An 18,453-nucleotide genomic window follows, 5' to 3' on the forward strand; every position below is an offset into this window, starting at 1 on the left:
GGCTGGATCAATCGTACAGCGCCGCGCCTCTAATCTGCGGTGCAACGTTCGCTGTGCATTTTGAAATGGCGCATGACCACCGGAAAGAACCCGCGCAAATCTTGGGGCGTCCCTTTCCGAACCCCTAATTTCTAGTTGCAAAAGCGATGCAACCATGTATGTTTCTTTCCGCGCTGGTACAACCAAAGACGATGCCTGGTCTGATCGGCCCGTAGCGTTTGCGGTCGCATTGCCGTGCCACTGCTTCTTTTCCGCACCTCGAAAAACAGAAATCGCCCTGACCGGTACCGGTCAGGGCATTCTGTAAGCGGCGCTGACTCTGTCGTGCCGATCCGCTAAGAAGATGCGTGCCCGGCTGCCGGGCAATTGTTCCGTCAAAGTCGATTTGCAGGGATGAGTGCGTTTGAACGCGTGATCGGCGAGGAGTTGGCCCCGTACCTCAGGACGGTCGGTTTTCTGCGCCATGACCAGACCTGGAACCGGCGCATGGAGGGCGTCGTTCAGGTCATCTCCGTCCAGCGGTCGATGAACAACACCGAGCTTGATTCCCGCTTCACGATCAACATCGGCGTGACCCCCGACACCCGGCCGACAAGGACGAGGCTTGCCGAACATGAATGCCGGGCTCGCCTGCGCATCGGCTTTCTGCGTGCCGAGCGGCAGGATCATTGGTACCGCTATCGGCCGAAGGACACGGCGAGCATCCGGCGCGCGGTAGCCGAAGCCCGTGCGGACATAGAAGCTTACGTGCTGCCCTATCTTTCTCAAGAGCCTGGTGATTTTTCACCGTTGCTGCTTCAGGCGACATCGGCGATGCAGACGCATGTCAGGGCCTGGAAATCGTTCGACAGTCTCTGGCAAAGGATTGTTCGCCTCTGGCCGTTCAAACCCACATCCGGCCGGTAGCCGGCGTGATGATGGATGACCAACGTTGAAGGGCGATCCCGCTGCCGAAGCGGGATCGCCCTTCGCTCACAGCGTCGTCATTCGTGAATTGTGTAGGAGCCCAGCTTGCAGAGATCCTGCTTGTCCACGGTCGTCTCGAGATCGGAGTTCTCATCGAACTCGAAACGCATGTCGTATTCGCACACGTCGCGGCCGTCGGCGATCGTCAGTTCGATCGTTTCGCCCGGCTCCAGAACCTGGCTGCCGAACACGTCGTCTTCCCATTCCTCTACCCCGACCGGCGACGTATGGAAACGAACGAGCGTCGCGCTCGTGTCGTTCTTCAAGGTGAAGATCAGGTCCTCGGCTTGAGCCGCCGATGAGAAGGCGAACGCCGCCACGCTGGCGGCAACCAAAACAATATGCTTCATGAAGGAGTCCCCTGCCCGGAATTGAGCCCGCGTACACTACGCATGGCGGAGAGGCCCACAACGCATTTCTGGTTTCCCGCTCGTAGCCACCAAAAATGGACACTTCTCGCGATGAGGGCGGGGCCAGCCCTGTTCCAGAGATGACTCCTTCCAATGGGCTTCCTGTGATATCTTTCCGCCTTGTGCTTCCTTGCGGAGGGAAAGCAACATGGAAGCTCTCATTGTCTTCGCACGAAACTGCATTCTCGCTGGTCTATCCGCCTGTATGCTTCTCTCGTCGCCAGTGGCGGCCGAAGAGGCCGCTGATATAGCGACCGGGACGCGGCTCGCCGAATTGCTGAGGGCGGCCCGGAGCGTCCTTTCGAATTATCAGGCGCTCATCAACGATCCGGCCGTTACGGACAAACATCTCGATGGCGAGCGTTTCACTGCGGAGGCGATTGCCCTCTACGGCAAGCGCACCGGCAGTCAATTGATCTCCGACGAACTGGCCGAGCGCGACCGCAAGCTGCTGCAGGCACAGGTCGAGGCGATGCGTGAGGTGATCGACGAGCACCAGGACGACATAAACCGGCCCGGCATCGCCTTCAAAGGCTTTGTCCCGGCCGTTTTCGCACGGCTGATGAACGAAAAATTCGCCGCCAAGGTGGGAAACGAGGCCCTTGTGCGTGTGACAGCGCCGGAGGTCCTGGTGCGCAATCGCAAGTCACTTCCCGACGACTGGGAGGCGAAGGTCATCAAGGAGGTGTTCCCGGATCCGCAGAGACCGAAGGGGGATAGCTATACGGAAGTGACGGAGGTGAATGGCCGCCCTGCTTTCCGCATGCTGCTGCCGGAATATTACACCGATTCCTGTCTCACCTGTCACGGTGCTCCGAAGGGCGAAATCGACGTCACCGGCTATCCAAAGGAGGGCGGCAAAGCGGGCGATCTGGGCGGTGCGATCAGCATCGTCTTGTTCCAATGAGCGCGCTGGGAGAGCGGCTGCGGCCCGTCGAGGCTGCGCCGGCGCAGGCCAAGAGCCTTGCCGGCCGGCTTGCCAATCTGCCGATCTCCGCCCGCGTCGCGACGCTGACCGCGGCCGGCCTTATCAGCCTTGTCCTCTCGTCGGTCTTTCTCACCCAGGCCCTCCATCGCAGCGCCGCACGGATGGCCGAGACCCAGGAACTGTTCGACCGCGCCGCGTCGGCGGCGGCGGCACATGTCGCCTTCGGCGATCTCAGATACTGGCTGACCGATCTCTCCGTCAGCCTGCTGATGAACTCGCAGCGCAATGCCGAGCAGGCGCGCGAGCGCCTGCAGGTCCAGTTGGATCGCCTTGCCCAGCATTCTCCAGACGCGGTCCGGGAGATCCGCACGGAAATCGACGCCTATGTCGAAACGGCGCTGCAGGCGACGGAAAGCTATACAGCGGACAATCGAATCCTCGGCAACACGCTTCTGGCGGAAGCGCGCACCCATAGCGGCCATGTCGATGCCAATCTCAACCGGCTCGTCGAGCAGGTAAAGGCCGATGCCGAAGCCGCCCGCAACGAGGTCGTGGCGCAGACGCAGAAGACCGCCACGACCGCCGCCATCCTGGTGGGCGGCGTCGTCCTGATCGGATCGCTGCTCACGCTCCTCGTTTTGCGCTCGATCGTCGGTCCGCTTCGACGCCTCAATCATGTCATCGGCGACCTGACGGAAGGCCGCTATGACGTGCAGATCCCCGAGGAGGGCGGCGACGAATTCGGAGCAATGGCAAAGACGCTTTCGCTGTTCCAGCAGAACGCGATCGAGAAGAAGAAGCTCGAGGACGAAGCCGAGCGGCAAAGGCGGACGATCGCCGCGGCGCTCGAGGCGATTTCCGACGGATTCGTCCTCTATGATCCGGATGACAGGATCCTGGTCGCCAACAGCAAATATTGCGAGATATTCCCAAGCCACAAGCCCAACGAACTGCGCGGCAAGAGCTTCCGCGAAATTCTGGAGCAGAACGTCGCCAGGGGAAGAGTCGACCTCGAAGGCAGGTCGCCGGAAGAGTGGATCGAGGAACGGCTGCGTCTCCACCAGGATCCGGCGGGTCTCGTCGACGAGAGGCGGTTCGACGACAAGTGGGTCCGCATCACCAAGCGCAAGATCCCCGACGGCGGAACGGTCGCCGTCTATACCGACATCACCGAACTCAAGCGGAGGCAGGTCGAGCTCGAGCGGGCGAAAAGCAATGCCGAAGCGGCAAGCGAGGCCAAGAGCCGCTTCCTCGCTTCCATGAGTCACGAATTGCGCACGCCCCTGAATGCGATCATCGGCTACAGCGAGATGCTGATCGAGGAGGCACGCGATCACAACGAGGACGAACTGGTCCCCGACCTTGAGAAGATTGCCTCGGCCGGCCGGCATCTGCTGTCGCTCATCAACGACATCCTCGACCTGTCGAAGATCGAGGCGAACAAGATGGAAGTCTTCCTCGAAACCTTCGGCGTCGCCGAACTGCTTGGCGACGTGCGTGCGACGGTCGCACCGCTGATGGCAAAGAACGGCAACGCCTTCGTGCAGGACATCGACGGCGACCTCGGCGAGATGCACTCGGACCAGACCAAGCTGCGGCAGAACCTCTTCAACCTGCTCAGCAATGCGGCGAAGTTCACCAATGGCGGCAAGGTCACGCTTTCCGCCCGGCGCGAGGCGCGAGCGGACGGCGATTGGCTTGTCTTCAAAGTCTCCGATACCGGCATCGGCATGACGCCGGAGCAGCAGGAACGGCTTTTCAACGCCTTCACGCAGGCCGATGCGTCCACCACCCGCAACTACGGCGGAACCGGTCTGGGGCTGAGCATCACCCGCAGTTTCAGCCGGATGATCGGCGGCGTCGTCAATGTCGAAAGCGAAGTCGGAAAAGGCTCGGTCTTCACCATGGAAGTGCCGGCGCAATGCCGGCGGGAAACCGAAGAGGTCCGGACAGCCGAACCATCGCAAATCATTCAGCCGGGCCGCACCGCACTCATCATCGACGACGACCCGGCCGCCCGCAACCTGATCGCAAAGGCGCTCGCCGAAGCGGGGCTCGCCTCGATGCAGGCGGCAAGCGGGCCGGAAGGAATAGCCGTCGCCCGCGAGTATCGGCCCGACGCCATCATCCTCGACATCATCATGCCGCGCCAGGACGGCTGGTCGGTGCTGCGCACGTTGAAGAGCGACCCTGAACTCTGCACGATCCCGGTGATCCTGGCGACAATTCTGGCGGATCGCGACCTCGGCCTGTCGCTTGGCGCGGTCGAATATCTGACCAAGCCCATCGACACCGACAAGCTGATCCGGACGATCGAGGCTTGCGGCGGCGGAAACCGCGACGTGCTCGTCATCGACGACGATCAGGCTTCGCGCGAGTTCCTGCGGCGTATTCTGGTGAAGCGGAACTGGAAGGTCCACGAGGCAGGCGATGGCGTGCGCGGTCTCGAGATGATGAAACGGCTGCTGCCGCGCCTGGTGCTGCTCGATCTCCTGATGCCGGAGATGGACGGATTCCAGACACTCAGCGAGATGCAGCGGATCCCGGAGCTGCAGAACATCCCGGTCGTCGTGGTCACGTCGAAGGACCTCTCGGCCAACGAACTGCGGTGGCTGCGCGACCGGGCGGTCGCCGTCGTGAACAAGGGGGCAAACAGCCGGTCGCAACTGGTCGAAGCCCTGGAGCGCCAGATCGCATCGCGTGAGACCGCCGGTCAGCCGGCCGCTGGCGACATGCAATAGGCCGGAGGACCTTGAAATGACGAGAATCCTTCTGGTGGAAGACAACGAAATGAACCGCGACATGCTTTCACGGCGGCTGTCTCGCCGCGGCTTCGACGTGCTGATTGCGGAGAATGGAAAGGCCGGCGTCGAGCTTGCCGCTGCGGAGCGGCCGGATCTGATCCTGATGGACATGAGCCTGCCGGTGATGGACGGCTGGGAAGCGACCAGACAGATCAAGGCGAACCCGCTCACCTCTACGATACCGGTCATCGCGTTGACCGCCCATGCGATGGCGCGCGATCGGGACATGGCGCTCGATGCCGGCTGCGACGACTATGACAGCAAGCCGGTCGACCTATCGCAGCTTGTCCGCAAGATCGAGCAGTTGCTCACTGCGTCTCATTGAACGGCGTTTGAGAAAATGAGTGTCGGGAACGAATTCCAGCGTCAGGCTCTCGCCACCCATGTGGCGCAGCGGATGGCCGGCCCGGCACAGGCGATCCTGGGATTTCAGGAACTCCTGCACGAACAGGCGCGGGATCTGGGTTTGGTCGATCTGCTCGCCGACCTGGAGCGCATCGGCGCCGCAGCAAGACAATTGAACGGCCTGATCGGGGGCTTGCTCGACGACCAGGCGTCCTGCCCGGAGGGAGCCGGAGCCGAGGCCGAGTCCCAGCTGCGCCACGATTTGCGCACGCCGCTCAACGCCATCATCGGCTATTCCGAAATGATCCTCGAAGAGGCAGGGGATCTGCAGCCGCGCACGCTGAAAGAGGATCTCGGCGTGATCCTTGCGGCGGCGGCCGAGCTCCTGAAACAGGTCGATGCGATCGCCGGTCTCTCGCGCGGGGGAACCATCGAAGCGCTTCAGCCAAGAGACCAAACCGGAATCGACGCGGCCGCGCTTGAACGGCTGCTGTTCAAGGACGAGCGTGATGCGTGGCCCGTACAGGGCGGCAGGGTTCTCGTCGTCGATGACGTCGCCAGCAATCGCGACCTGCTCTCCCGTCGCCTTCGGCGCGAGGGCCATCGTGTCGTCACCGCCGATTCCGGCCGTTCCGCGCTTGCGAACCTGGCGGAGGACGAGTTCGACCTCATTCTGCTCGACATCCTGATGCCGGACATGAACGGCGTCGAAGTCCTGTCGCGGCTGAAGGCCGAGAACCGACGGCGGCACATTCCGGTAATCATGATATCGGGATTGAACGAGGTCGCCGCGGTGGCCCGCTGCATCGAAGCGGGGGCCGATGACTATCTGACGAAGCCGTTCAATCCCGTCCTGCTTCGGGCGCGTATCAACTCAACCCTCGAGAAGAAGCGCTGGCACGACCGCGAGCATCGCTATCTCGAGCAGATCGAGGCGGAGAAGCGGCGTGCCGATTCTCTCATTCATGCAATCCTGCCCGACCAGATCGTTGCCCGGCTAAAGGGCGGCGAGGAAATCATCGCCGATCGCTTCGAAGAGGTGTCGATTCTGTTTGCCGACATCGTCGGCTTTTCGCCCATCGCCGCAAGGCTGCAGCCCTCCGACCTGGTCCGGCGGCTGGACAGGATGTTCAGCACGTTCGATCTCCTGACCGAGCAGCATGGGGTGGAGAAGATCAAGACGATCGGCGATGCGTATATGGCTGCCTGCGGGATCCCGGAACCTTCGGTGGACCACGCCGACCGGATCGTGGCGCTCGGCAAGGCGATGCTGGCATCGTTGCAGGAACCGGTTTCGGGCGGCGACGGCTTCCGGGTTCGCATCGGCGTCCATACCGGGCCGGTGGTCGCCGGCTTGATCGGCCGGCTTCGTTTCGTCTACGACGTCTGGGGAGAAACGGTGAACATTGCGAGCCGCCTCGAATCGCAAGGGGTGCCGGACAACGTGCAGATCTCGGAGGCGACGAGGCGCGCCCTGCATGGCCGGTGGACACTCGAGCCGCGATGCGCCCTCGATCTGAAGGGCATCGGCAAGATCGAGACCTATCTCGTGCGATAGGAAGGTGATGCGCCAGGCGCTCGAGGCCTCGCATCGCGGCTGGGGCAAGTCGGTGGTGATCGGGGTGGCCGGCGCCGGCCAGGAGATTTCCACCCGGCCGTTCCAGCTGGTCACCGGCCGCGCCTGGATGGGCACCGCCTTCGGCGGCGCCCGCGGCCGCACCGACGTGCCGAAGATCGTCGACTGGTACATGGAGGGCAAGATCGAGATCGACCGATGATCACCACACGATGCCGCTCGAGGACATCAACAAGGGCTTCGAGCTGATGCATTCGGGTAAGAGCATCCGAAGCGTGGTGATCTACTGAGCGTATCTGCGGGCCGCTGGGACCAACCGAAGCGCCACAGCAGCCGAGAGGAATTGGGCTTCGGCACAACAGGGAGGACACGCAATGGACAGTTCTATTCGAATTCATCCGGCGGTGGATGGCGGCATCAGGGCGGCCAGCCCGGACTTTGCCGGAGGCACGCTGGTCTGCGCCTGCACGGACAGGCGGGTCAAGGTGAGGATCGAGGGGCAGATCGCCCACAACCACGCCTGCGGCTGCACCAAATGCTGGAAGCCCGGCGGGGCGTACTTCTCGATTGTCGCGGTTGTTCCGCGGTGAGCGTGCTCGAGAATGGCGACAAATTGCAAGTGGTCGATCCCTCGGCGCTGATCCAGCGGCATGCCTGCCGCGAGTGCGGCGTTCATATGTATGGGCCGGTGGAGCGCGAGCATGCCTTCCAGGGGCTGGACTTCATTCACCCCGAGCGCTTCCAGGAGGCGGGCTGGGCACCGCCCGGCTTTGCGGCCTTCGTGTCCTCGATCATCGAAGCGGGCGTCGACCCCAGCCGCATGGATGGCATTCGCGGCCGGTTGAGAGAGCTTGGACTGGAGCCCTATGATTGCCTGTCGCCACCCCTGATGGACTATGTGGCGACCTGGGTCGCGAAGAAATCGGGCGCACTTTCCGGCTGATCGGCGCAACACCCGAGTCGATGCCGTCATACAGCGCGCTGAACAAGGCGCGCTGTAACGGTCCTTACACGGGCGTAGAGCGCGCATGACGCTCGCGCGCAAAATCCGTGAAAATTCAAGCACGCGTTGAATCTAAACACAGTCAGGACTCTTCGCGCAGAGCTTTGTTTGGCCCGCAGAGGATAACGGACGCATTGCGTCCCCCAACAGCGAGCGAAGAGCAAAATGTCGATACGTCTCATAGCGGCTACCGCCGTCCCCCTTCTTCTGGCTGCGCCGGCATTCGCGGACTGCCGCCAGGAACTCGAGAAGCTCGACCAGGCTATCGTATCCGCGGAAACGGGCGGTTCCGGCGGGGCGGTTACGGAGCACCAGGAAGAAGTTACCACCGGCGAACAGAAGAAGGACGTCGGAACGGAAATAACCGGATCGACCGGTACCCAGACCGAAGCGATCTCGCCCCACCAGGAGCAGGTAACCGGAACCCGGACCGGGGAAAGCACCGACAAGCCAAGCACCTTGGCGGCCGAGGCCCGCAAGATGGCGGACGCCGGCGACGAGGCGGGCTGCATGAAGAGACGGAAATCAAGGGTCTGATCGGCGAGAAGTGAACGCTTGTCCCACAGTGACAGGGGCTGAGGTTTCCGGCCGGTATTCGTGGATTTGAGTAAGGGGCCGCCTCCCAACGGCGAGTTCCGGAGGGCGAAGCGCGCCAGCTTGGTCCCCTTCCGCGTGCTCAAGCGCGGCGCATTCAATCCTAGTTGCAAACGCCGCGCGCCTTGTTCTTGGTCATCTCCATTCCGTCTCCCGAAACCGGCGCACACTTTGGGCGGCATGCATTAAACTGCCGTATAGGGGATCCCCTTCTCGTTGATATCCGATCCGTCCTCCCGATCAATAGTTCCGGCGGGGCGCCTGCTGCTATGCTCAGCTATACATATTCCCGCGGAGAGCGGTTTCCAAAGGCGCCATGATCAAAAGGGCGCTGCGGAAGCGGCTCAAGCTGAGGTATGGATTATGAGCAAGCCAGCAGCGGTTCTCCTTGCCGTCGCGACAGCCGTTCCGGCAGTTGCGCATGATGCGACGCCGACGGCGGCGCAGCCGAACGGATGGACCTATCCGTTCTCCTGCTGCAGCGGGATGGACTGCCGCGAAATGCGAGATCAGGCCGTTCTCGAAGGCCCCCGCGGCTATGTCATCAAGCTGACTGGCGAGCTCATCATGCCGCGGGACACGCGCATCAAGAACAGCCCGGATGGGCAGTTTCACCACTGCACCGTGGCGGGCGAGCCCACGGGGCGCACCATCTGCCTCTTCGTTCCTCCGCGTTCCTTCTAGGGATTGTGACCATGACACAGGAACCCAACAGCATCGAAATCGATCTGCTCCCGTTGCAGCTGTTCTCCCAGCGCGTATCGGAAGGCTGGACCGCCCTGCCGGGCCATCCGCTCTACATGCCGCCCGCCTATGCGCCACGGCCGAATCCGCACTCGGAAGCGCATTTGATGACCTTTTGCGTCACGCCACGGGAGCCGACCGCGCATCACGGAGCTATGCCCGCCCGGACATCCGCCTTTACGCTATACGTCACCGGAACACGCTTCGGCCTTTCCTGGTACTCGCTGGAGCTCGTCCGGCTGGTTGAGGAAGAATTCAGCCCTCCGGCGCAGTCCTTGACCATACATTAGTGCATGTCGCCCAAAAGTGTGCAGCGGTTTTGGGACATCGACTGCACAAAAACAAAGAACCAAAGTGCGTCGCATGAATATGATTGAATGCGACGAGCTTTAGGGCAAGCAACGCGCGCCGAGGCTTGCACCATCTTCTGTCGTCGTGGCGCTCCCATGCAGAACCTGGCCCATAGCGCATCCTTTGATTCGGAAGACAAGGATCTCCATCAAAGCCTGGGATCAAACATCTATGACCGCGCAGCTCGATGCCGTCAAAAAAAGCCCCTCCGGCATGGGGAGGGGCGCAAAGCGGGCCGATCTGGAAGCAATTGGCCCGACGGGAAGAAGTATCCTGAGGGTAACAGCAAACGTCCGCCACGGCTATTGGCCCGGAGGAAGGATCGGACATCGGAGCGGAGGGGATGACCTATACGTGGGGCAATCGTGTCTTATACGAACCTATGAGCCTTGAGGATTTTCTGGCGCGAGCTTCAGCTTGTCCGCCATGCGGGCGAGTTCCGGCAAGGACTTCGCCCGCATCTTCTGCATGACCTGGCTGCGGTGGACCTTCACCGTGATTTCGCTGACACCCAGATCGCCGGCGATCTGCTTGTTGAGCCGTCCCGCCACCACCAAAGCCATCACTTCGCGCTCCCGCGGGGTCAGGCTTTCATAACTTGCATGCAAGCTGGACAACGCCTTTTCATTCTCAAGCCAGGCACGGTCGCGGGCAAGGCCGACGTGAACGGCGTCGAGCAGATCCTGATCGCGGAACGGCTTCGTCAGGAACTCGATCGCCCCTCCTTTCATCGCCTGCACGGACATGGGAATATCGCCATGCCCGGTGATGAAGACGATCGGGAGGTAAATGTTTCGCCGCGACAGCTCCCGCTGACATTCAAGGCCGCTTTGCCCGGGCAGCCGGACGTCGAGCACGAGGCAGGCCGGCCCGGCTGGTCGACCTGCGCTGAGGAGGTCGCTCACCGAGGCGAGGAGTTGCACCTCGAAGCCGACGGATCGCAGCAGGCTGCCGAGCGCCTCGCGAATTGCCGGATCGTCATCGATGACGATGACGGTTGCAGGCCCCTCGGTCATGTCGCCGCTCCCCAACAGGGAGCCCGGCCTCGTGGAAGCGATCTGTCTGCACCCGCCGCTGCGGCATCGCGCGGAGCCGAAGCGACAGAGCGCCGGTGACGCGATGTCAACACTCCCCTCTCCTCAGCCAGTCCCGAAACGAAACGGTTTCGTAGCTCAGCATGCTCCCGAATTATCTCGGCCACAAGGTCATTTACGGGCGATGGGGCTGGCGGCCAGAGCGTCCGGGCCCTGCCGAGCAGGCATCGCCGGCACCCGCGAGCCCGGCAATTCAGGCTCGTCGCGACGACCCTCCCGAAAAGCTATACCATTGTATAGGCTCCTCTGCCTTTGTCGCCCCCGCTTGCTGCTGTAAGTTACGATCTGCTCAGCAACGCTCGATTTCCGCTAGGACGCCATCGCGTATTTGGAGGCGGCAGTGCCAACCAAGAAGCCTCTCATTGCGATCGTCGATGACGACCAGTCGATGCGCGAGGCGACCACGGGCCTTATGCGATCGCTGGGGTTCGACGCGGAGGCCTTTTCATCCGCCGACGATTTCCTTGCCTTCCCCCGTCTTCGCGACACGGACTGCCTGGTTACGGACATCCATATGCCAAGCATGAGCGGGCTCGAACTGCACCGCCGGCTCATCGACCAGGGCGTGAGCATGCCGACCGTTCTGATCACTGCCTATCCGAACGAGAATTTGCGGGCGCGCGGGCTGAGCCCGGACATTGTCGGCTATCTGGAAAAGCCGTTTGGCGAGCAGGAACTGCTGAACTGTATCCGCTCAGCGCTGGAACGCCGGAGCGACGTCGAAGGTGATTGATGCCCGGCTCGCTTCCCCGCTACGGCGATCCTTCTACGTCCACCGCAGCGGAATCGCTGTCGCCCGGATCCGAAGGCAGGCTGAATTGAAACACGGCTCCCCAGGGTTCGTTCGCTTCGGCCCATAGCCGGCCCCCATGCGCCTCGATGATCGAACGGCAGATGGCCAGGCCCATGCCAAGACCCTCGGCCTTCGTCGTGTAAAACGCCTCGAACACCCGCTCCGCATCCTTCGGTTCCAGTCCGACCCCGGTGTCCTGCACCGCCACCAACACCATTCCGGATGCCTCGGACCTGGACGTGATCAGCAACTCGCGTGGCCGGTCCGCCACTTTCTTCATGGACTCGATGCCGTTCATCACCAGATTCAGAATGACCTGCTGCAGTTGCACCCGGTCGCCTGCAACGGGCGGCAGGTCCTGAGCCAGTTCGGTCCGCAGCGTGACGCGGTGGCCGCGGACCTCGCCGTGGACGAGCGCTACCGAATCTTCGATAAGGCCGTTCAGGTCTACCTGCGCCGTGACCGTCGCCGTCTTCTTCAGGAGGCCGCGCACCCGGCCGATCACCTCGCCGGCGCGGAGGCCGTCCCGGACGATGCGCCCCAGCGTCTGCCGCGCTTCCTCGAGGTTGGGTGGCTGGCCTGCAAGCCAGCGCAGGGCGGCGTTGGCGTTGGTGACCACGGCAGCCAGCGGCTGATTGACCTCGTGGGCGATCGAGGATGTCAGGGCGCCCATCGTCGTTACGCGCGTGACATGGGCAAGCTCCGCCTGCGTCTGCTGCAGCGCTTCCTCGGCCCGTTTTCGATCTTCGATATCGACGAGGAAACCGTACCATTTGACAATGCTTCCGTGCTCGTCCCTGAGCGGCACGGCACTTTCGAACCACCAGCGATACTCGCCGTCCGACGCCCGGCGGATCCGCACCTCGGCCTCGAAGAGGCGCCCCGTGACCAGCGACGCGCGCCATCTGGACATGTAGTGCTCGACGTCGTCCGGGTGGAACCGGGCTTCGGGTTCCCAGTTCGCCGGCGGCGCCCCGTTGAGCGACAGACCGGTGAATTCCTGCCACCGCCGGTTGATGAAATCGACGCGGCCATCGGGCAAGGCGGTCCACACCATCGCCGGAACTGTCTCGATCACCTCGCGAAGTTCCTCTTCGCTGCGCCGGGCGGTCTCCTCTGCGCGCTTGCGCTCGGTAATGTCCTCGCAGACGATCAGGATGACGGGCCGCTTCCTGATCACCATCGATCGGGCCGTCTCGCGAACCCAGAGCATCGAGCCGTCCTTGCGGATCTTGCGCAGCTCCCAGTTCATCGCCTGGCCGAGATGTTCGAGACAGGCGGCCGCATGCCGCATCACGGCGTCCCGGTCCGCCTCGTAAAAAACGTCCTGGACGGGACGGCCGATCAGTTCGTCGACCGTGTAGCCGAGTTGCTCCGCCCCAAAGGGGTTTACGGAAACGATCGTGCCGGCCGCATCCACCATGAAATACATGGTCGGATTGTTCTCGAATACGGCTCTCCACTGTTCCTCGCTGTCGCGCAGCGCCTCTTCCGCCCGCTTGCGTTCCGTGATGTCCTGGATCGTGCCAAACATGCTGAGCGGCCGGCCCGATATGTCCCTGGTCAAGTCGCCCTGGCTGTGGACGATACGCTGCTCGCCGGTAGGCCGGATGATGCGGTATTCAAGGTCGTAGCGCGACTCGCCACGAACGGCTTCGGCGGCGGCCTTGCTCCAGCTCGACCGATCTTCCGGATGTATCCGATCGACCGCTTCGACGAGACTGACCGCGCCTGCGCGGGGTGCCAGCCCGAAAATGCGGTATGTCTCCTCCGACCAGGTGAGACAATCCGTGCCGAGATCGCGTTCCCAATAGCCGACATGGGCAACGCGCTGCGCCTCCGCGAAATTGGCCTCACTTCGACGCAGCCCCTCCAGCGTCTCCTTGAGACGGGAGGTCATAAGGGAGAAGGCTTCTGTAAGCAGCCCGACTTCATCGTTTCGGCGGACCTTGGGCACGTCCCGCCATTCCCCGCTCGCTATCGCATGCGCCGCCTGCGTTAGCGCCGTCAGCGGCCGCAAGGTGCGTCCGACCATCGTAAGTCCGAGAACCACGAAGCCGGCGATGATGGCGGCGCCGACGCCGATGGAGAGAAGGGCCGCGCGGAACACAGGCGTCAGGAAATCCGAAGCCGGCACAGCCGAGACGATGGTCCAGTTGAGTGCAGCGGGTTCGACCCGGGCGACCGCCGCATAGATCGTGCCGCGCTCGGGATCGCTGAAGGAAAGCACGCTCGGCCCGGCCGAGGACGACCCGGCGACGGCTGGATGGCGGGCAAGGTAGCCGGCGGTCGCGCCGACGACTGGATCGGTCGCCTCGGATGCCTGGAGGCGCACATGCCCGCCATCGGCGCCGATAGTGACGGGCGACACGCCTCCCGAGGCTCCGATCAAATGGCCGCTGGCGTCAACGATAAAGGCACGGCCATTGTCGCCGACATTGAGCGTCTGCAGGGACCTCGAAATTTGCGTGAGGATGAGATCGATCCCGGCCACCCCGACGAAGTTGCCGTGCTCATCGACAACCGGCGCGGAAAGCGAGGTGCCCAGAATCGGCTCGGCCACACCGAGATAGGGTTCGGTCCAATAGTGTGCGCGCGTCTCCTTCGCCTTCACGTACCAGGCCCTTCCGCGCGCATCGAACGGACCTTCCGATTTACGCAAACGGCCGATCCTGCCGCCGGCCAGGGCCTCGAACTCGTGCACGACGCCGGCGCGAAAGTCATCGGTCATCAGAAACACGACGCTTGAATCCGCCAGCCGCCCGACCGAAACGAGCCCGCCGGTCTCGTTGCCGAAGAACATCCAGTCGACATCCGGCTCCTCGGCCAGCGAAGCGTAAAGCTCGCGTGCGACCGCCTCCCGATCGCGGAGCGCTACATCGCGGCGGACAAGGTCGTTCGCCACGCGAGCTACCGCCTTCTCGGCTGCGCGCACCCGATGGCCGACGTCGCGATTGACGGCTTGCGTCACCTCGCGGATCAGGCGCTCCGACATGATGGAGACGATAGAGTTCCCCGTCCAAATCCATAAACCGGCCAATACGAGGCATAGAACGAGAACGACGCCTGCGACGGGGAGGACTAAGCGTTGCCGTAACATGATCCCCGAGTTCCCCCGGATTGATATTCTCCGTTGCTTATATTGCGCCCGCGGAGGGGCTCGGGCAATGCACGGCCGGTTCGATCGGCGCGCGGGCGCGGGCGTGCGATGACAGGTTCGGGGATCTGCGCGTGCCCGCCGTGCCGCCTTCCTGCCGGGATTGTTTGCGTGAGGGGCCCGAAACGGCAAAAGCGCCCCGGAGGGCGCTTTTTGAATGGGCGTAGATTTGGTTGCGGGGGCAGGATTTGAACCTGCGGCCTTCAGGTTATGAGCCTGACGAGCTACCGGGCTGCTCCACCCCGCGTTATTGGGCGAAGTCTGGAAGAGAAGATGATTGTTTTGTTTTTCTTGCGATTTGCAGACCTGGCAGCGACCTACTCTCCCGCGTCTTAAGACGAAGTACCATCGGCGCTGGGGCGTTTCACGGCCGTGTTCGGAATGGGAACGGGTGCAGCCACCCCGCCAGAACCACCAGGTCGGCAAAGCGCAAGATTTTGCGCGCCGAGGCGCGCAAACTGATGAGAAGCTGGTGAAGCGTTTGCTTCGTTTTGAACACGTCTTTTTGCGTCTTATCCGGATAATTCCAGCAGCCGGCAGAGCCGAGCCGCCGGAGGTCCGGCGCGCCGTCCGCAGCGAAGGCCGAAGGCCGACAGCGTGAGGACAGAAGATAGCATCATCAAACTTCGTTTGATGAGCATGAGCAATGGGAACGATCAAGCCGATCGAACGATTAGTACCGGTAAGCTTCATGCGTTGCCGCACTTCCACACCCGGCCTATCAACGTGGTCGTCTTCCACGGTTCTCGAGGGAATACTCGTTTTCAGGTTGGTTTCCCGCTTAGATGCCTTCAGCGGTTATCCATTCCATATATAGCTACCCTGCTATGCCCTTGGCAGGACAACAGGTCCACCAGAGATATGTCCATCCCGGTCCTCTCGTACTAGGGACAGATCCTGTCAATATTCCTACACCCACGGCAGATAGGGACCGAACTGTCTCACGACGTTCTGAACCCAGCTCACGTACCGCTTTAATTGGCGAACAGCCAAACCCTTGGGACCTGCTCCAGCCCCAGGATGCGATGAGCCGACATCGAGGTGCCAAACAACCCCGTCGATATGGACTCTTGGGGGTCATCAGCCTGTTATCCCCGGCGTACCTTTTATCCGTTGAGCGATGGCCCTTCCACGCGGGACCACCGGATCACTATGACCGACTTTCGTCTCTGCTCGACTTGTCAGTCTCGCAGTCAGGCGGGCTTATGCCATTGCACTCGACGAGCGATTTCCGACCGCTCTGAGCCCACCATCGCGCGCCTCCGTTACTCTTTCGGAGGCGACCGCCCCAGTCAAACTACCCACCATACACTGTCCCGGATCCGGATGACGGACCGCGGTTAGACATCCATGACGATAAGGGTGGTATTTCAAGGATGGCTCCACGAGAACTGGCGTCCCCGCTTCAAAGCCTACCACCTATCCTACACATGCCGACACGAATGCCAGTGTAAAGCTATAGTAAAGGTGCACGGGGTCTTTCCGTCTGACCGCAGGAACCCCGCATCTTCACGGGGAATTCAATTTCACTGAGTCTGCGTTGGAGACAGCGGGGAAGTCGTTACGCCATTCGTGCAGGTCGGAACTTACCCGACAAGGAATTTCGCTACCTTAGGACCGTTATAGTTACGGCCGCCGTTTACTGGGGCTTCGATTCAGAGCTTGCACCCCTCCTCTTAACCTTCCAGCACCGGGCAGGCGTCAGACCCTATACGTCGTCTTGCGACTTCGCAGAGCCCTGTGTTTTTGATAAACAGTCGCTACCCCCTGGTCTGTGCCACCCCATCATGGTTGCCCATAATGGGGTCACGCTTCTTCCGAAGTTACGCGTGCAATTTGCCGAGTTCCTTCAACGCAGTTCTCTCAAGCGCCTTGGTATACTCTACCTGACCACCTGTGTCGGTTTCGGGTACGGTCTATACGGTGGAGCTATTTCCCGGGACCACGTCCAAGCCTGGACAATCCAATAAGTCCAGACAAGTTAAGCGATCCGTCACTACCACCAGGCCCACGAATATTAACGTGGTTCCCATCGACTACGCGTGTCCGCCTCGTCTTAGGGGCCGGCTAACCCTGCTCAGATTAACTTTAAGCAGGAACCCTTGGTCTTTCGGCGAGAGGGTCTCTCACCCTCTTTATCGTTACTCATGTCAACATTCGCACTTCCGATACCTCCAGGACCCCTCACGGGTATCCCTTCACAGGCTTACGGAACGCTCCGCTACCACTTGCCTTGCGGCAAATCCTCAGCTTCGGTGCATGGCTTCAGCCCCGTTACATTTTCGGCGCAAAGACCCTTATTTAGACCAGTGAGCTGTTACGCTTTCTTTAAATGATGGCTGCTTCTAAGCCAACATCCTGGTTGTTTTGGGATCCTCACATCCTTTCCCACTTAGCCATGACTTGGGGACCTTAGCTGGAGGTCAGGGTTGTTGCCCTTTTCACGACGGACGTTAGCACCCGCCGTGTGTCTGCCGACTAGTACTCCCCGGTATTCGGAGTTTGGTTAGGATCAGTAAGACGGTGAGTCCCCATAGCCCATCCAGTGCTCTACCCCCGGGGGTATTCGGTCGACGCTCTACCTAAATAGATTTCGCGGAGAACCAGCTATTTCCGAGTTTGATTGGCCTTTCACCCCTAGCCACAAGTCATCCCAATCTATTGCAACAGATGCGGGTTCGGTCCTCCAGTTGGTGTTACCCAACCTTCAACCTGCTCATGGCTAGATCACTCGGTTTCGGGTCTAATGCGACATACTAAGGCGCCCTATTCAGACTCGCTTTCGCTACGCCTACACCTACCGGCTTAAGCTTGCATGTCACACTAAGTCGTTGACCCATTATACAAAAGGTACGCCGTCACCCTTGCGGGCTCCGACTGTTTGTAGGCATCCGGTTTCAGGTTCTATTTCACTCCCCTTGTCGGGGTGCTTTTCACCTTTCCCTCACGGTACTTGTTCGCTATCGGTCATGCACGAGTACTTAGGCTTGGAGAGTGGTCTCCCCATGTTCAGACAGGATTTCACGTGTCCCGCCTTACTCAAGGACAATGAGTGTTCTACGTGTACGGGGCTATCACCCGCTGCGGCCGGCCTTTCCAAACCGTTCCACTTCATTCCTCATTGCCACTGGCCTGGTCCGCGTTCGCTCGCCACTACTTGCGGAGTCTCGGTTGATGTCCTTTCCTGCAGGTACTTAGATGTTTCAGTTCCCTGCGTTCGCTTCTTATCCCTATTGAATTCAGGATAAGATACCTTTCAACAATGCTTGGAAACCTAAGCCGTACATCGTACGGCTTAAATTTTCCAAGCATCTAAGGTGGGTTGCCCCATTCGGAGATCCATGGATCAAAGCTCATTCGCAGCTCCCCACGGCTTATCGCAGCGTATCACGTCCTTCATCGCCTGTGCATGCCAAGGCATCCACCAAATGCCCTTTTGACACTTGATCGTTCTCATTGCCAATGCTCATCCTTAGTTGGATTTGGCAAACCTTTCCTCCTCGCTTGCGCTCGAAGGGGTGCCAAATCTGGCCATACGGACACCTTTCAGTGTGCCGCACCGCCAGCCAACAGCCCGGTTACCTTTTACAACCGGGCCAGTCAGATGCCATCGACGTGTTCGATATGGTCCTCATTGAAGTCACGCCGAGCGACTTCGAGGCCATATCTTAAGACCAGCTTCTCGAGA

12 protein-coding genes, 1 tRNA gene, 2 rRNA genes and 2 pseudogenes are annotated in these 18,453 nt (G+C 61.2%); 11 read left to right on the forward strand and 6 right to left on the reverse strand.

Annotated features, from left to right (window positions below; all coding sequences use genetic code 11):
• Window positions 1-393 precede the first annotated feature (393 nt).
• Window positions 394-906, forward strand: a complete 513-nt coding sequence (locus RHIBR816_RS0104600) for a DUF4304 domain-containing protein (RefSeq protein ID WP_018235364.1) — start codon at window positions 394-396, stop codon at window positions 904-906.
• 77 nt (window positions 907-983) lie between these two features.
• On the opposite strand, the gene RHIBR816_RS0104605 is transcribed toward RHIBR816_RS0104600, so the two are convergent.
• Window positions 984-1,316: a hypothetical protein gene (locus tag RHIBR816_RS0104605; protein WP_026186640.1), complete on the reverse strand. Its 333-nt coding sequence runs from the start codon at window positions 1,314-1,316 to the stop codon at window positions 984-986.
• A 208-nt stretch (window positions 1,317-1,524) separates the two neighbouring features.
• On the opposite strand from RHIBR816_RS0104605, the gene RHIBR816_RS0104610 reads away from it, so the two are divergent.
• The 9 genes and pseudogenes from RHIBR816_RS0104610 (at window position 1,525) to RHIBR816_RS0104650 (ending at window position 9,660) form a co-directional block, all read left to right on the forward strand.
• On the forward strand, window positions 1,525-2,283 hold the full coding sequence (locus RHIBR816_RS0104610; RefSeq protein WP_026186641.1) for a DUF3365 domain-containing protein: 759 nt from the start codon (window positions 1,525-1,527) through the stop codon (window positions 2,281-2,283).
• Window positions 2,280-5,045 carry a response regulator gene (locus RHIBR816_RS0104615; RefSeq protein WP_018235367.1) on the forward strand — a complete coding sequence of 922 codons (2,766 nt, stop codon included), beginning with the start codon at window positions 2,280-2,282 and terminating at the stop codon, window positions 5,043-5,045. Before RHIBR816_RS0104610 ends, RHIBR816_RS0104615 begins: the two co-directional genes overlap by 4 nt.
• A gap of 16 nt (window positions 5,046-5,061) precedes the next feature.
• Window positions 5,062-5,433: a response regulator gene (locus tag RHIBR816_RS0104620; RefSeq protein ID WP_018235368.1), complete on the forward strand. Its 372-nt coding sequence runs from the start codon at window positions 5,062-5,064 to the stop codon at window positions 5,431-5,433.
• Window positions 5,434-5,448: 15 nt separating this feature from the next.
• Window positions 5,449-7,011, forward strand: a complete 1,563-nt coding sequence (locus tag RHIBR816_RS0104625; RefSeq protein ID WP_018235369.1) for an adenylate/guanylate cyclase domain-containing protein — start codon at window positions 5,449-5,451, stop codon at window positions 7,009-7,011.
• Window position 7,012: 1 nt separating this feature from the next.
• A pseudogene (locus RHIBR816_RS0104630) lies at window positions 7,013-7,319 on the forward strand (S-(hydroxymethyl)glutathione dehydrogenase); the annotation flags it as partial.
• Window positions 7,320-7,403: 84 nt separating this feature from the next.
• Window positions 7,404-7,972, forward strand: a pseudogene (gfa, locus tag RHIBR816_RS33680) (S-(hydroxymethyl)glutathione synthase).
• Between the two features lie 225 nt (window positions 7,973-8,197).
• On the forward strand, window positions 8,198-8,569 hold the full coding sequence (locus tag RHIBR816_RS33685; RefSeq protein ID WP_018235373.1) for a hypothetical protein: 372 nt from the start codon (window positions 8,198-8,200) through the stop codon (window positions 8,567-8,569).
• A gap of 420 nt (window positions 8,570-8,989) precedes the next feature.
• A complete protein-coding gene (locus tag RHIBR816_RS0104645) occupies window positions 8,990-9,310 on the forward strand; it encodes a hypothetical protein (protein ID WP_018235374.1) in 321 nt (106 codons plus the stop codon).
• Between the two features lie 11 nt (window positions 9,311-9,321).
• A complete protein-coding gene (locus RHIBR816_RS0104650; protein WP_018235375.1) occupies window positions 9,322-9,660 on the forward strand; it encodes a hypothetical protein in 339 nt (112 codons plus the stop codon).
• Between the two features lie 441 nt (window positions 9,661-10,101).
• Here the strand turns inward: RHIBR816_RS0104650 and RHIBR816_RS0104655 are convergent, their stop codons facing one another.
• Window positions 10,102-10,737: a response regulator transcription factor gene (locus tag RHIBR816_RS0104655; protein WP_018235376.1), complete on the reverse strand. Its 636-nt coding sequence runs from the start codon at window positions 10,735-10,737 to the stop codon at window positions 10,102-10,104.
• Window positions 10,738-11,155: 418 nt separating this feature from the next.
• Here RHIBR816_RS0104655 and RHIBR816_RS0104660 point away from each other — a divergent pair, with 418 nt between their 5' ends.
• A complete protein-coding gene (locus RHIBR816_RS0104660; RefSeq protein ID WP_018235377.1) occupies window positions 11,156-11,548 on the forward strand; it encodes a response regulator transcription factor in 393 nt (130 codons plus the stop codon).
• Window positions 11,549-11,567: 19 nt separating this feature from the next.
• Here RHIBR816_RS0104660 and RHIBR816_RS0104665 read toward each other — a convergent pair whose 3' ends face one another.
• The 4 genes from RHIBR816_RS0104665 to RHIBR816_RS0104680 form a co-directional block, all read right to left on the reverse strand.
• A complete protein-coding gene (locus tag RHIBR816_RS0104665; RefSeq protein ID WP_018235378.1) occupies window positions 11,568-14,603 on the reverse strand; it encodes a PAS domain S-box protein in 3,036 nt (1,011 codons plus the stop codon).
• 332 nt (window positions 14,604-14,935) lie between these two features.
• Window positions 14,936-15,012: transfer RNA gene (locus tag RHIBR816_RS0104670), tRNA-Met, on the reverse strand.
• A gap of 57 nt (window positions 15,013-15,069) precedes the next feature.
• Window positions 15,070-15,184: ribosomal RNA gene (gene rrf / locus RHIBR816_RS0104675) — 5S ribosomal RNA — on the reverse strand.
• Between the two features lie 233 nt (window positions 15,185-15,417).
• A 23S ribosomal RNA gene (locus tag RHIBR816_RS0104680) occupies window positions 15,418-18,214 on the reverse strand.
• Window positions 18,215-18,453 lie beyond the last annotated feature (239 nt).

The organism is Ensifer sp. BR816, assembly GCF_000378985.1.
Classification (GTDB): domain Bacteria; phylum Pseudomonadota; class Alphaproteobacteria; order Rhizobiales; family Rhizobiaceae; genus Sinorhizobium.

Excerpts from the sequence above, each read along its gene's own strand:
- RHIBR816_RS0104610 (WP_026186641.1), top strand. The coding sequence starts at position 1,525 with ATGGAAGCTCTCATTGTCTTCGCACGAAACTGCATTCTCGCTGGTCTA.
- RHIBR816_RS0104605 (WP_026186640.1), bottom strand. The coding sequence starts at position 1,316 with ATGAAGCATATTGTTTTGGTTGCCGCCAGCGTGGCGGCGTTCGCCTTC.
- RHIBR816_RS0104645 (WP_018235374.1), top strand. The coding sequence starts at position 8,990 with ATGAGCAAGCCAGCAGCGGTTCTCCTTGCCGTCGCGACAGCCGTTCCG.
- RHIBR816_RS0104600 (WP_018235364.1), top strand. The coding sequence starts at position 394 with ATGAGTGCGTTTGAACGCGTGATCGGCGAGGAGTTGGCCCCGTACCTC.
- RHIBR816_RS0104625 (WP_018235369.1), top strand. The coding sequence starts at position 5,449 with ATGAGTGTCGGGAACGAATTCCAGCGTCAGGCTCTCGCCACCCATGTG.
- RHIBR816_RS0104620 (WP_018235368.1), top strand. The coding sequence starts at position 5,062 with ATGACGAGAATCCTTCTGGTGGAAGACAACGAAATGAACCGCGACATG.
- RHIBR816_RS33685 (WP_018235373.1), top strand. The coding sequence starts at position 8,198 with ATGTCGATACGTCTCATAGCGGCTACCGCCGTCCCCCTTCTTCTGGCT.
- RHIBR816_RS0104650 (WP_018235375.1), top strand. The coding sequence starts at position 9,322 with ATGACACAGGAACCCAACAGCATCGAAATCGATCTGCTCCCGTTGCAG.
- RHIBR816_RS0104655 (WP_018235376.1), bottom strand. The coding sequence starts at position 10,737 with ATGACCGAGGGGCCTGCAACCGTCATCGTCATCGATGACGATCCGGCA.
- RHIBR816_RS0104665 (WP_018235378.1), bottom strand. The coding sequence starts at position 14,603 with ATGTCGGAGCGCCTGATCCGCGAGGTGACGCAAGCCGTCAATCGCGAC.
- RHIBR816_RS0104615 (WP_018235367.1), top strand. The coding sequence starts at position 2,280 with ATGAGCGCGCTGGGAGAGCGGCTGCGGCCCGTCGAGGCTGCGCCGGCG.